Origin of the sequence: Frondihabitans australicus (assembly GCF_003634555.1) — a bacterium.
Taxonomy (GTDB): Bacteria; Actinomycetota; Actinomycetes; order Actinomycetales; family Microbacteriaceae; genus Frondihabitans; species Frondihabitans australicus.
In genome coordinates, this window is sequence record NZ_RBKS01000001.1 from 3,951,005 (window position 1) to 3,964,325 (window position 13,321).

The window sequence follows — 13,321 nt, forward strand, 5'->3', positions numbered from 1 at the left end:
TGGACTGCGTCTCGAACGTCACCGGTCGGACTCCTCGTCGAATTCTCCGCTGCACATATGTGCAGACCTCTTGACCGCCATGCGCGGCGGGTCAAGTATGGCTGAATCGACGTGATGCGTCGATCACATGAGACGAATTGCGAAAAGGCAGAGTCATGACTGAGTCGACGACGACAGGCGAGAAGGCCCTCCGGGCCAACGTGAAGGCAATCCAGGAGCGCCCCACCGCGCAGGTGCTCATCATCGGTGGCGGCATCAACGGCATCGCCACCTTCCGCGACCTGGCCCTGCAGGGCGTCGACGTCGTGCTCGTCGAGCGCAACGACTACGCCTCGGGTGCGTCGGCCGCGTCGAGCCACATGATCCACGGCGGCATCCGCTACCTCGAGAACGGCGAGTTCCGCCTCGTCCGCGAGAGCGTCGAGGAGCGCAACGGCCTCCTCAAGATCGCTCCGCACTACGTCAAGCCGCTCCAGACGACCATGCCGATCTTCTCGACGTTCTCCGGCATCATGAACGCCCCCCTGCGTATGCTCACGCACAAGCAGCGCTCCACGAAGGAGCGCGGCGCTCTGCTGATCCAGATCGGCATGACCCTCTACGACTCGTTCTCTCGCGACGGCGGCTCGGTGCCCCGCCACGTGTTCCGCACCCGCAAGGCCGCCCTCCGCGACATGCCGGCGCTGAACCCCGATCTCAAGTACACCGGCACGTACTACGACGCCTCCGTGCACGAGCCCGAGCGCCTCGCGCTCGACGTGCTGAAGGACGGCCTGGCGGCCGGCGACCGCGGCGGCGAGGGCAAGCTCGCCCGCAGCGCCAACTACGTCGAGGCCATCGGGGCGCAGGATGGCGGCGTCCTCGTCCGCGACATCGTCTCGGGCGCCGAGTTCGCCATCACGGCCCCCGTCGTGATCAACGCCTCCGGCCCGTGGACCGACCTCACCAACGACGCGTTCGGCGCGAAGTCGCAGTACATGGGCGGCACGAAGGGCTCGCACATCGTCGTCGACCACCCCGAGCTGCTCAAGGCGACTAACGGCCGCGAGCTGTTCTTCGAGAACAACGACGGCCGCATCGTCCTCATCTACCCGCTGAAGGGCCGCGTGCTCATCGGCACGACGGACCTCGAGGCCGACATGTCGCAGCCCGCGATCTGCACGGAGGAGGAGGTCGACTACTTCTTCGACCTCGTGAAGCACGTGTTCCCGACGATCACGATCACGCGCGACGACATCGTGTACCGCTACTCGGGCGTGCGCCCGCTGCCGAAGCACGACGATCTCGCCGCCGGCTTCGTCTCGCGCGACTACCGCATCGTCGAGACCGCCGTGCCCGCGCTCGGTCAGTCGAAGGTGCTCTCGCTCGTCGGCGGCAAGTGGACGACGTTCCGCGCCCTCTCGACCCACCTCTCGACCGAGGCCACGACCCGTCTCGGCGTGGCGCGCACGGTCGACACGGCCGGCATGCCCATCGGCGGCGGCAAGGACTTCCCGGTGCTTCCGGGCGACCGCGCCCGCTGGATCACCGACCACGCCGACGGCCTCTCGCGCGACCAGGTCGACCGCCTCCTGACCCGCTACGGCACCCGTGCCGCGGACGTGATCCAGGTGCTTCTCGACCAGCCGTCCGAGACGCTCGCCCACGACGCCGACTTCACGGCCTCCGAGATCGCCTACTTCGCCGAGCACGAGGACGTCGTGCACCTCGTCGACGTCGTGCTCCGCCGCACCAACCTCGCGTTCGTCGGCGGCGTCACGATCGAGCTCCTCGAGGAGCTCGCCGGGATCCTCCAGCCGGTGCTCGGCTGGAGCGACGACGACCGCGCCGCCGAGGTGGCGAACACGGTGTCGATCCTCGCGACCTTCCACGGGGTCGACGTCGCGTCGGCACCGGCCTCGACCGAGGCGGTGGCCGCCGAGGCCGCCGACCTCGCGAAGGCGTAGCCGCACACACTCGCGGCCGGGCATTCGGGTGCTCGACCACCGGCCAGGGCGCCTGGCCTCAGCGACTGCAACCGCTGGGGCCGGCGCCCTTTTCCGTGCTCGGGCTGCCCCGTGCCCTGGCTGCCTCGGGGGCGCCTCAGGCCGAGAGACGCCCGCTCAGCCGCCGGTGGAACGCCGAACTGCGCTCGTCGAGCCCCTCGAACGTCGCCTCGACGCCGAGCGCCCGGTACTTCGCCTCGATCGAGTCGAGCGCGGCCACCGTCGAGGCGTCCCAGATCTGCGCGTGCGTGAGGTCGATCACCACGCCGCCGGCAGGCGCGATGGCGGCGTCCTCGACGTAGGCGAAGTGCTCGACGAGGTCGTTGCTGGAGCCGAAGAAGAGGGGGCCGCGGACTTCGTAGCGCAGGGTGTCGCCGGCTCCTGCGCCCTGACGGGTCACGCCGATCACGTGGGCGACCCGACGGGCGAACAGGATCATCGCCAGCACCACCCCGACGAGCACGCCCAGGGCGAGGTTGTTCGAGACGACGACCACGATGACGGTGACGGCCATGACGATGGTCTCGGGCAGCGGCATGCGCCGGAGGGTGGACGGCCGCACCGAATGCCAGTCGACGGTCGTGATCGCCACGATCATCATGACGGCGGCGAGCGCGACCATGGGGATCTGCGCCATCACGGCCGACAGCCCCGTGACGAGCGCCAGCAGGAACAGGCCCGCGACGAACGTCGAGACGCGGGTGCGGGCCCCGCCGGTCTTCACGTTGAGGATCGTCTGCCCGATCATGGCGCAGCCCGCGATGCCGCCGTAGAAGCCGGCGGCGATGTTCGCGACGCCGAGCGCCCACGACTCGCGGCCCTTGCGGGACGGCGTCTCGGTGAGGTCGTCGACGAGCTTCGCCGTGAGCAGGGTCTCCATGAGGCCGACGAACGCGACCGAGATCGCCGTGGGCCAGACGATCTGCAGCGTCTGGACGTCGAGCGGGACCGCGAGCCTGGTCAGGCCGGGCAGGCCGCCGCCGAGAAGGCCCTCGTCGCCCACGTTCGGCACGGAGACGTGACCGACGATGACGATCGCCGTGACCAGCACGATCGCGACGAGCGGCGCCGGCACGACCCGCGTGAAGCGAGGCAGCAGGATCACGACGGCCAGCGTGAGCGCGAAGAGCACGTACGCGATCCACGGCACGCCGATCACGTGGCGGACCTGCGCCGTGAAGATGAGCACGCCCAGGGCGTTGACGAAGCCGATCATGACGCTGCGGGGGATGAACCGCATGAGCCGGGCGAGTCCGGCGAGACCGAAGACGAGCTGCACGAGACCGGCGAGGATCACGGTCGGGAGCACGTACTCGACCCCGTGCGCCGACACGAGGGGTGCGATCACGAGCGCGACGGATCCTGCGGCCGCCGTCACCACGCCGGGTCTGCCGCCGAGCACCGACATCACCAGGCAGAGCACGATCGAGGCGACGAGGCTCACCAGCGGGTCGACGCCGGCGACGATCGAGAACGAGATGACCTCGGGCACGAGCGCGAGCGTGGTGACGATGCCGGCGAGCGCCTCACGGGTGAGAAGCCGCGGCGAGCGGAGCACGGCGGCGACGGTCAGGGCGGGCGAGGGGGCGGGCAGCGGCGGGGCGGCGGTCATCGGGCTTCCGGGTCGGAGAGGGGCGGCCGCAGGAGCCCGGGAACGCTCGCGCTCGGCCGCGGGGCCGGCGCGTCGTCGCACCGGGCTCCACGCTAGTCGACCCGGCGGGTCAGCTCCGCACGTGCATCCGCTCGCCCTGCCGCCCGAACAGGCTGAGGAACTCCACCGCCCGGTCGTCCACCCGCCCGAACCAGTGCGGCGTGGAGGTGTCGAACTCCGCCGCCTCGCCGGCCTCGAGCACGAGGTCGCGCGGGCCGAGCACGAGCCGCAGCCGCCCCCGGATCACGTACAGCCACTCGTGCCCCTCGTGAGTGCGCGGATCGGGCCGCGTGCGATCGGTGCCCGCGGGCAGCACGTTCTTGAACACCTGCATGCCGCTCGCGCCGCGCGACAGCGGCAGGATCGTCATGCCGTGCGCCTTCACCGGCTTCACGTGGATCCGCGGGTCGCCCGTGGCCGGCGCCCCCACGAGGTCGTCGAGCGGCACGGCGTACGCCTGGGCCAGAGGCAGCAGGAGCTCGAGGGTGGCCCTGCGCCCTCCCGACTCGAGCCTCGAGAGGGTGCTGCTCGAGATCCCCGTCTCGGCGGAGAGGTCGGCCAGAGTGATGCCCCGGCGCTGCCGGAGGGATCGCAGTCGCGGGCCGACGCCCGAGAGGATGTCGTCGTGTGCCATACCGGCAAGAATAGTTGCCGAATCGGGGAGTCGCGCCGGATCCTGTGGCCATGACAGAGAACTCAGCCCAGCCAGGCCTGCTCGACGTCGTCGTGATCGGAGGCGGCGCGGCCGGCCTCAGCGCGGCGCTGACCCTCGCCCGTGCCCGGCGCAGCGTGGTCGTGGTGGACGACGGCACGCCCCGGAACGCCCGGGCCTCGGGTGTGCACGGTTTCCTCTCGCGCGACGGCATCGATCCGCGCGAGCTGCTCGACCTCGGGCGCGACGAGGTGCGGCGCTACGGCGGCGTCGTCCTCGACGGGCGCGTGGACGACGTGCGGCGCGGCGGCCCGGTGCGTGCGGCGATTCCGGAATCGGGCGCGGCGACGCCCGCGCCGACGTTCGAGGTCGTGCTCGGCGACACTCGGATCCTGCAGTGCCGACGCGTGCTCGTCGCCTCCGGCCTCGCCGACGAGCTCCCCGACGTCGAGGGCCTGGCCGAGCGCTTCGGACGCGACGTCGTGCACTGCCCCTACTGCCACGGCTGGGAGGTGCGCGAGCGGCCGATCGCCGTACTCGGCACCACCCCGTTCGCCGTGCACCAGGCGCTGCTCTTCAGCCAGTGGTCCGACGAGGTCGCGCTCGTGGTGAGCGACCCGGCCGCGGCGCCGTCGCCGGCCGAGCTGACACGCCTCCAAGCGCGCAGGATCCGGGTGGTCGCCGGCCGCGCCCGCCGCGTCGTGGTCGCGGTCGATGCCGTCACGGGTGTCGAGCTCGACTCGGGCGAGGTCGTCCCCGCGGCCGCGATCGCGGTCACCACGTCGACCCGTGCACGCTCGTCGCTCGTGGACGCCCTCGGGGTCGAGGTGGCGGCCCACCCCGTGTCGGGCGCTCCGCGCATCATCGCGGACCCGATGGGCCGGACCTCCGTGCCCGGGGTCTGGGCCGCGGGCAACGTCGTCGACCCGATGCTGCAGGTGGTCGCGGCGGCCGCAGCGGGCGTCGGCGCGGCCGCGATGCTGAACATGGACCTCATCGAGGAGGAGACGGACGCCGCGGTCGCGGCGCTGGCCGCGCGGGCGTAGCGAGGCGCCGGCGCCCGGCGTCCACCCGCCCCGGACGGGAAACGGGCCGACCAGACGCGGAACTGGCCGCCCCGAGCGCGGAACGGCCCGCCCACCGGAGGGTGAGCGGGCCGTTCGACGGAGCAGGGCGGGCTAGTGCAGCCCGGCCGGGATCTCGACGGGGCCGGTGACGGCGCCGGTCGTGTTCGCCGCCGCGGCGAGGCGCTGCTGGCGGTCGCCGTGGCGACGAAGCAGGGTGCCGCCGACGATGGCGATGATCACGAAGATGCCGACGGAGACCCAGAACGACAGGTGGTACCCGGCGAGGGTGGCGTTGGCCTGGTCGAGCTTCGACGTTCCGTGAGCCGTGATGTACGACGTGACGGCGTTCGCCGACAGGGTCGACAGCAGCGCGGTGCCGATCGAGCCGCCGATCTGCTGCATCGTGTTCACCGTCGCCGACGCGACGCCGGCGTCTTCACGGGCGACGCCCGAGGTCGCGGTGTTCATCGCCGACGAGAAGATGAGGCCCATGCCGAGGCCCATGACGATGAGGCCCGGCAGGACGACCGTCGCGTACGACGAGTCGAGGCCGATGCGCGTGAAGAGCGTGAGGCCCGCGGCGCCGAGGAGGCCGCCGATGAAGATCAGCAGGCGCGGCCCGACGCGCGGCAGCAGTCGGCTGCCGAACACGGTCGCGCTGAGCATGATCGAGAGCGGCATCGGCAGGAACGCCACGCCGGTCTTCAGCGACGAGAACCCGAGGGTGAGCTCGAGGTAGTACGTGAGGAAGAGGAACACGGCGAACATGCCCACGGCGGCGAGGCCGATGACGAGGTACGAGCCACCGCGGTCGCGGTTGAGGATGATGCGGAGCGGCAGCAGCGGGTGCGCGACGCGCATCTGCAGGACCACGAAGACCACGAGCAGCACGAGGCCGGCGGCGAGGCAGACGATCGTGAGCGGGGCGCTCCAGCTGTCGGTCTCGGCGTTCGAGAAGCCGTAGACGATGCCGACGAGGCCGGCCGTGACGGTGATGACGCCGGGGATGTCGACGTGGTGCTGCACTCCGCCCGCGGCCTTCGCCTTGAGGAACGCGAGCGCGCCGATGAGGGCGAGCACGGCGAAGACGACGTTCACGAAGAGGCAGAAGCGCCACGAGGTGTACTCGGTGAGGACACCGCCCAGGAGCAGGCCGACGGCCGCACCCGAACCCGCGATCGCGCCGAAGATGGCGAACGCCTTGCTGCGCTCCTTCGGGTCGGAGAACGTGGTCGTCATGATGCCGAGGGCCGACGGGGCGAGGAGGGCGCCGAATGCGCCCTGGAGGGCGCGCGCCGCGACCAGCATGCCGAACGACTGCGAGGCACCGCCGAGCACGGAGACCAGCGCGAAGCCGATGAGGCCGATGATGAACGTCGTCTTGCGGCCGAAGATGTCGCTGAGGCGGCCGCCGAGCAGCAGGAGGCTGCCGAACGCGAGCGAGTACGCGGTGACGACCCACTGGCGGTTGTCGTTCGTGAAGCCGAGGTCGGCCTGGGCGCTGGGGAGCGCGATGTTGACGATGGTGGCGTCGAGCACCACCATCAGCTGGGCGAGGCCCACGGTGGCGAGGAGCAGCCACTTGTGGTCGCGGCCGGCCGGCGCTGCGGAGCGCCTGGTCGGGAGCGAGCCCGTGACGGGGGACGTGGTCGTTGACATGGGGTCCTGACGATCGATCGATGGGAAGAGGAGACAACCATCGCGTTCGTCGTTGGACGCGGAGAGGGCCGGATGGCGGCGACGCCGACCGGCCCAACGTAGCAGCGGGCACCGACATTCCCGGCCCGCGGAAAAGAGGGCGGGACTAGCCGCGCGCCGACGCCAGGAGCTCTTTGAGGTCGATGTCGACGAGGTCGCGGAGGCGGAACTCACGACGCTCCTCGTAGTCGCCCTCGTCGACGACGACGTTCGTCACGCGGCTCATGATCGCCCCGCCGATGTCGTGCCAGGCCCGGTCGCGGGCGGCGAGGACGATCTCGTCGACGTAGGCGTCGTCGCCCTTCAGCTCCTCCAGCCGCTGCGCGATCGTCGTCGAGATGGTCTCGCGCAGCAGCAGCGGCTCGTCGTCCTCGCGGCGGTAGTCGAACTGGTGGCGCGAGCGGCCGCGCGACTTCACGGCCTTCGTGCGGGTGGACGCGAGTCTCGACGCGAGCTCCGTCTGCTCCTGCGCCAGCTTGGTCAGCTCGTCGCGCACCCAGGTCTCGGCCACGGCCTGGTCGAAGTCGCGGTTCTCGCGCAGGGCCCCGACGATGATGTCGTTCGCGACCGCGATCGCCGCGGCCTGGCGGGCGATGAGGAGGCCGTCGTCGACCGGGCCCTCGACCTGGGCGGGGTCGACGGACTCCGCCTTCCTGGCCTCGCGCTTCGACTTCCTCACCCCATGAATCTAGCGCGGCGCGGCGCCCGCCGCAGGCGCGCCGGAGCGCGGCGCGGGCAGGCGGGAGCGCCACGGTTGGCGGTTTCCCGGCGCACGGTGGCAGTCGCAGCTCTCGGCGATCCTGCGACCCGGCTCTACGCTCGCCACATGCCGATCACGCCCGACACGAAGAACTGGACCTGGGTCCTCGAGAAGCCCTGCACCGAGTGCGGGTACGACGCAGCGAAGGTCGCCTTCCGCGACGTCCCGGGGCTCGTCCGCGAGAACGCGGCGCAGTGGCCCGCCCGCCTCGCCGAGCCCGACGCGCGCCTCCGACCCGACGACGACACCTGGTCGCCGCTCGAGTACGGCGCCCACGTACGCGACGTGTTCCGCATCTTCGACACGCGCCTGGCGCTCATGCTGGGCGAGGACGCCCCGACCTTCGCCAACTGGGACCAGGACGCCACCGCGATCGACGACGACTACGCCTCGCAGGAGCCACGGGTCGTCGCCGACGAGCTCGTCGAGGCCGCAGAGACGGTCGCCGCCGCCTTCGAGCGCGTCGACGACGCCGACCTCGGCCGCACCGGCCTGCGCTCCGACGGCAGCGGCTTCACCGTCGACACCCTGGCCCGCTACTTCGTGCACGACCCCGTCCACCACCTGCACGACGTCACGCGCTAGCTCACGCGCCAGCCGCGCGGGTCTTAGCCGCAGGCGTCAGGATCCGAAGGCCGCCGCGACCTCGTCGCTCAGCGCCGCCGCCACCCGCGCCCCCATGTCGGGAGCCATCTCGGGCAGCTCGTCGCGGCCGAACCACCGCGCCTCGGTGTTCTCCCCGTCGGCCGGGAACGGCTCGCCGGCGACGTACTCGAAGAGGAACGTGAGGTCGAGGTACTGCGACACGTCGCCGTTGCCGTAGACCACGGGAGCGGTCACGTCGACCATGGCGAGGCGGACGGGGCGGGCGGTGATCGACGCCTCCTCGAGGACTTCGCGGGCTCCTGCGACCGCGGGGTGCTCGCCCGGGTCGATGATGCCCGTGACGGGTGTCCACGCGCCCGTGTCGGAGCGCTTGACCATGAGCACGTCGTCGCCGCGGACGACCACCGCGGTGACGCCGGAGAGCCACAGCGGGGCGTTGCCGATCTTCTCGCGGAGGGCCAGGACGAAGTCGGGGGTCGGCATGGCGGCAGGCTATCAGCGAGCGCCTCGCGGACATCGGGCGAGGAATTCTCGAGAAAATCGTCGAAAGGGGTCCCCCAAATGCCCCACAAAGACATATAATCGGCCCCTGAACTGGGGTAATGGCGCCCCGGACGGGGGCCTCCCGTCCCCCAGCGCTCCCCGCCACGATTGCAAGTGAGCCCGAGGGTCGGGCCAGGGGAGTTCCACACCGTGTCCATCATCAATCCCACCGCCGCGAACGCGCTGCGCGAGATCGAGCTGCCGCGCGAGACGCTGCGCTGCGGCAACGGCCGCGGACTTCCCCTGCGTCGCTACTCGATGCTCGACTCGACGCTGCTGCTCACCGCCGTGCAGTCGATCGTGATCGCCGCCCTCCTGCCGCTTCCCCTGGCCGCCAAGCTCGTCGTCGTCGCGGCCGCCGTCGCCTTCACCGTCGTCGCTCTCGTCATCAGCCGCCGCCGCGCCGTCCGCACCCGCGCGGTCCGCGACGAGCGCGCCGCGATCATCCGCTGGCTCGCGATCCACACCTCGCTGGACCACCGCGGCCGCCTCGCGCTCGCCTGGGCCGAGCCGCAGGAGATCGGCGACCGCCAGTACGAGTTCCGCACCATGAGCGACGGCCGACTCCTGTCGCTGATCATCGACCTCGACATCCAGGTCGCGTCGCTCGCGACCCTCTGACGCACTGACCCCTAAGTCGCCGACGCGGCCCTAGACTTTCCGGGTGCGACTCCTGGCGCGACTGCGCGACGACATCCGGGCGGCGAAGCGGCAGGATCCCGCCGCACGCTCCTCCCTCGAGGTCGCCGTGGCCTACTCGGGCCTCCACGCCGTCTGGGCGTATCGCGTCACGACCCGTCTCTGGTACGGGGCCACGTGGCCCGGCGCGCGCTTCGTCGCACGACTCCTCTCGCAGCTCGTCCGCTCGGCGACCGGCGTCGAGATCCACCCCGGCGCCCGCATCGGCGAGCGGCTCTTCATCGACCACGGCATGGGAGTCGTCATCGGCGAGACCGCGGTCGTCGGCGACGACGTGCTCCTCTATCACGGGGTGACGCTCGGCGGTCGCGGGCGCGGAGACTCCCTGCGACGGCACCCCACGCTCGGCGACGGCGTCGTGGTCGGTGCCGGGGCCGCGATCCTGGGCCCGGTGACCGTCGGCGCCGGGGCGAGGGTGGGAGCGAACGCCGTCGTGACGCGCGACGTGCTGCCCGGAACGACCGTCGTCGGGGTGCCCGCGAAGCCGCTCTGAGCCGTCGCGAGACCCTGCTCCCTCGCGCGAACGGGGTACACACCGAACCGGATGGTTCTGATCTGTTTCTTATGCTCCCGCTCAGGAACATCAAAGGTTGGCTGGTTGACTGTCTCGAATGGCAACGACGACGACCCTCACCGCGCCATCGCCCGCCCCTGCCCGTTCCGGCGCCGCGAGCGCCGAGTCCGGCGCCTCCACGAGGCCTGCGCAGGCCGCCGGCTCGAGGCTCCCGGCCCTCGACGGCGTCCGCACGCTGGCCATCCTCGGCGTCGTGCTGTACCACTTCCACGTTCCGCACTTCAACGGCGGTTTCGTCGGCGTCAATGTCTTCTTCGTGCTGTCGGGGTACCTCATCACCTCGCTGCTCCTCAAGGAGCACGTCCGCTCGAACACGATCAACCTCGCCCGGTTCTGGGCTCGGCGGGTGCTCCGGCTCTACCCGACGCTGATCGTCGTCGTCGCGGTCGGTGCGTCGCTGTGGTTCCTCGTCGGTGACGACGGAACCACGAAGAACCTCTCGGCGGGCGGCGCTGCCCTCATCGCCCTCACCTACACCGGCAATTTCGCCCGGGCGTTCGGCCACATCTCGCAGGGCATCTTCGCCCCGAGCTGGAGCCTCGCGATGGAAGAGCAGTTCTACCTCGTCTGGCCGCCCGTGCTCGCCCTCGCGCTCTTCGTCGGCCTCCGTCGCCGGACCATCGCCTGGACCCTGGCCGGACTCGTCGTCGTCTCCTGCGCCCTCGGCTGGCTGCTCTACACGACGCCGAACTCGGGCGCGACCGCCGACATCTACTTCAGCCCGGTGGCGAACGTGGCGCCGCTCCTGAGCGGCTGCATCCTCGCGCTGGCTCTCCAGAGCGCAGGAGCCCGCAGGCTGTTCGCGAGCCGGTTCGGCCAGGTCGCGACCTGGGTGGGCGCCGCGTACATCGTCGCCGTGATGTTCTCGATCACGTCCGGCGACTGGAACCAGCACGCCCCGTTCTTCGGCATGATCCTGCCGAGCATCGGCGTGGCCGCGGCCTTCATGGTGGGCGGGCTGGTCTCGCGCCCCACTCTCGTGAGCCGCGTGCTGGCGCTGAAGCCCATGGCGTGGTTCGGCGCGAACGTGTCGTACTCGCTCTACCTGTGGCACGTGCTCGTGATGAGCCTCCTGCTGCCCTACTTCCCCGGCCTGGGCGGCACCTTCGCCGTCATCGCGATCGCGGTCGGCGTGGCGATCCTCAGCCATTTCGTCGTCGAGAAGCCGTTCCTCGTCGTCAAGCGCCGGTTCGAGCCGAAGTCGTGGTCGCGGCCGGCGGCCGGGCAGGCGCAGGCTCGGCAGGCTCAGCCGGCGGCGAAACAAGCAGTGGCGGGTCAGGCAACTGTGTCATCGTAGATTGTGATCACCCGCACCGACTCCCGCAGCACAGCCTTGCGCGCCGACTTCCCGGCGCTCGCGCAGGAGGTGAACGGCCACCCGCTCGCCTACCTCGACTCCGGAGCCACGGCGCAGCGTCCGCAGGCCGTGCTCGACCTGGAGCGGGCGTTCCTCGAGACGACGAACGCCGCCGTGCATCGCGGGGCACACACTCTCGCGGCGATGGCGACCGAGGCCTACGAGGACGCACGTGAGCGAGTCGCCCGCTTCATCGGCGCGGCGACGCCCGACGAGGTCGTCTGGACCTCGAACGCCACCGACGCGCTCAACCTCGTCGCCTACGGCATCGGCAACGCGACGCTCGGCCGCGGCGGCCACGAGGCGAAGCGCCTCGCCCTCGAGCCGGGCGACGAGATCCTCGTCACCGAGGCCGAGCACCACGCGAACCTCGTGCCGTGGCAAGAGCTCGCGGCCCGCACCGGCGCGACGTTCCGCTACATCCCCGTTGGCGACGACGGCACCTGGAGCCTCGACGAGGCCCGCACCCTCATCACGCCGAAGACCCGCGTCGTGGCGTTTGCCCACGTCTCGAACGTCACCGGATTCGTCGCGCCCGTCGCCGAGGTGGTCGAGCTGGCCCACGCCGTCGGCGCCCTCGTCGTCCTCGACGCCTGCCAGTCGGCACCGCACCGCCCGCTCGACGTGCAGGCGCTCGGCGTCGACTTCGCCGCGTTCTCGGGCCACAAGATGCTCGGCCCGACCGGCATCGGCGTGCTCTGGGGCCGCGAAGAGCTGCTGAACGCACTGCCCCCGTTCCGCACGGGCGGCTCGATGATCTCCGTGGTGACGATGGAGACCACGACCTTCCTTCCTGCGCCCCAGCGCTTCGAGGCCGGCACGCAGCCCGTCTCGCAGATCGTGGGGCTCGCCGAGGCCGTCCGCTACCTCGAGACGGCGGGCATGCCCTGGGTGCAGGATCACGAAGAGAAGCTCGCCCAGAGGCTCCTGGCCGGCCTGGTCGAGATCCCCGGCATCCGTGTCGTGGGGCCGCCTCTCGGGATGCCCCGGTCGGGCCTCGTCTCGTTCGACGTGCAGGGCGTCCACGCGCACGACGTCGGGCAGTACCTCGACGCGCAGGGGATCGCCGTGCGCGTCGGGCACCACTGCGCCATGCCGCTGCACAAGCGCCTCGGCCTCACCGCCACCACGCGGGCGTCGACGTACCTCTACACGACCGACGACGAGGTCGACCGGTTCCTCGAGGCGACGGCCCAGGTGCGGGGGTACTTCGGGGTGGAAGGCTCCGCTGATCCTGCGACCTCGGGCGGGGGCCGCTGATGGCCGACGCGCTGGCAGGCCTGTACCAGCAGGTGATTCTGGACCACGCGAAGGCGCGGACCGGCGATCGGCCGCTGCCTGCGGCCGACGCCGAGCACTTCGAGAAGAACCCGACCTGCGGCGACGAGATCACCGTGCGGGTGACGCTCGAGCCGGGGTCGGACGTCATCCGCGAGCTGGCGTGGCAGGGCGACGGGTGCAGCATCTCGATGGCCTCGGCGAGCGTCCTGGCCGAGATGGCGCCGGGGCTGACACTCGCCGAGCTGGGGGAGCGCACCGACGCCTTCCGCGCGTTGATGCGCTCGAAGGGGCAGGGCGAGCCCGACGAGGAGCTCCTCGGCGACGCGGTCGTGTTCGAGGGCGTCTCGAAGTTCGTCATGCGGGTGAAGTGCGCGATGCTGTCGTGGGTCGCCGCCGAGGCGTGTTCCAAGGAGCTCTCCGTCAGGTCGTAGCCGGCCCAGAGAAATCC

13 protein-coding genes are annotated in these 13,321 nt (G+C 71.2%); 8 read left to right on the plus strand and 5 right to left on the minus strand.

Annotated features, from left to right (window positions below; genetic code table 11):
- Nucleotides 1-155: 155 nt before the first annotated feature.
- Complete coding sequence (locus C8E83_RS18760; RefSeq protein WP_121371586.1) at nt 156-1,946, plus strand: glycerol-3-phosphate dehydrogenase/oxidase; 1,791 nt, start codon at nt 156-158, stop codon at nt 1,944-1,946.
- 136 nt (nt 1,947-2,082) lie between these two features.
- Here the strand turns inward: C8E83_RS18760 and C8E83_RS18765 are convergent, their stop codons facing one another.
- Nucleotides 2,083-3,597 carry a SulP family inorganic anion transporter gene (locus tag C8E83_RS18765; RefSeq protein WP_121371587.1) on the minus strand — a complete coding sequence of 505 codons (1,515 nt, stop codon included), beginning with the start codon at nt 3,595-3,597 and terminating at the stop codon, nt 2,083-2,085.
- A 109-nt stretch (nt 3,598-3,706) separates the two neighbouring features.
- Complete coding sequence (locus C8E83_RS18770) at nt 3,707-4,270, minus strand: helix-turn-helix domain-containing protein (protein WP_121371588.1); 564 nt, start codon at nt 4,268-4,270, stop codon at nt 3,707-3,709.
- A gap of 50 nt (nt 4,271-4,320) precedes the next feature.
- Here C8E83_RS18770 and C8E83_RS18775 point away from each other — a divergent pair, with 50 nt between their 5' ends.
- Nucleotides 4,321-5,334 (plus strand): NAD(P)/FAD-dependent oxidoreductase, encoded by a 1,014-nt coding sequence (locus C8E83_RS18775; RefSeq protein WP_121371589.1) that lies wholly within the window; start codon nt 4,321-4,323, stop codon nt 5,332-5,334.
- Between the two features lie 132 nt (nt 5,335-5,466).
- On the opposite strand, the gene C8E83_RS18780 is transcribed toward C8E83_RS18775, so the two are convergent.
- Together C8E83_RS18780 and C8E83_RS18785 are read right to left on the minus strand one after the other, a co-directional pair.
- Nucleotides 5,467-7,014 carry an MFS transporter gene (locus C8E83_RS18780; protein ID WP_121371590.1) on the minus strand — a complete coding sequence of 516 codons (1,548 nt, stop codon included), beginning with the start codon at nt 7,012-7,014 and terminating at the stop codon, nt 5,467-5,469.
- 145 nt (nt 7,015-7,159) lie between these two features.
- Nucleotides 7,160-7,732, minus strand: a complete 573-nt coding sequence (locus C8E83_RS18785; protein ID WP_121371591.1) for a hypothetical protein — start codon at nt 7,730-7,732, stop codon at nt 7,160-7,162.
- Nucleotides 7,733-7,879: 147 nt separating this feature from the next.
- Between C8E83_RS18785 and C8E83_RS18790 the strand changes: the two genes are divergently transcribed.
- Nucleotides 7,880-8,398, plus strand: a complete 519-nt coding sequence (locus tag C8E83_RS18790) for a DinB family protein (protein ID WP_121371592.1) — start codon at nt 7,880-7,882, stop codon at nt 8,396-8,398.
- A gap of 36 nt (nt 8,399-8,434) precedes the next feature.
- Here C8E83_RS18790 and C8E83_RS18795 read toward each other — a convergent pair whose 3' ends face one another.
- Nucleotides 8,435-8,902, minus strand: coding sequence for an NUDIX hydrolase (locus tag C8E83_RS18795; RefSeq protein WP_121371593.1), 468 nt, complete (start codon nt 8,900-8,902; stop codon nt 8,435-8,437).
- 210 nt (nt 8,903-9,112) lie between these two features.
- On the opposite strand from C8E83_RS18795, the gene C8E83_RS18800 reads away from it, so the two are divergent.
- The 5 genes from C8E83_RS18800 to sufU all read left to right on the plus strand — a co-directional run bounded on the left by C8E83_RS18800 (nt 9,113) and on the right by sufU (nt 13,304).
- Entirely contained in the window at nt 9,113-9,583 is a 471-nt protein-coding gene (locus tag C8E83_RS18800) for a hypothetical protein (RefSeq protein WP_121371594.1), read from the plus strand.
- A gap of 43 nt (nt 9,584-9,626) precedes the next feature.
- Complete coding sequence (cysE, locus tag C8E83_RS18805) at nt 9,627-10,154, plus strand: serine O-acetyltransferase (RefSeq protein WP_121371595.1); 528 nt, start codon at nt 9,627-9,629, stop codon at nt 10,152-10,154.
- Between the two features lie 118 nt (nt 10,155-10,272).
- Nucleotides 10,273-11,532, plus strand: a complete 1,260-nt coding sequence (locus C8E83_RS18810) for an acyltransferase family protein (protein ID WP_121371596.1) — start codon at nt 10,273-10,275, stop codon at nt 11,530-11,532.
- Nucleotides 11,533-11,535: 3 nt separating this feature from the next.
- A complete protein-coding gene (locus tag C8E83_RS18815) occupies nt 11,536-12,852 on the plus strand; it encodes an aminotransferase class V-fold PLP-dependent enzyme (protein WP_245981832.1) in 1,317 nt (438 codons plus the stop codon).
- Nucleotides 12,852-13,304, plus strand: a complete 453-nt coding sequence (gene sufU / locus C8E83_RS18820; protein ID WP_121371597.1) for a Fe-S cluster assembly sulfur transfer protein SufU — start codon at nt 12,852-12,854, stop codon at nt 13,302-13,304. The genes C8E83_RS18815 and sufU overlap by 1 nt, the downstream gene beginning before the upstream one ends.
- Nucleotides 13,305-13,321 lie beyond the last annotated feature (17 nt).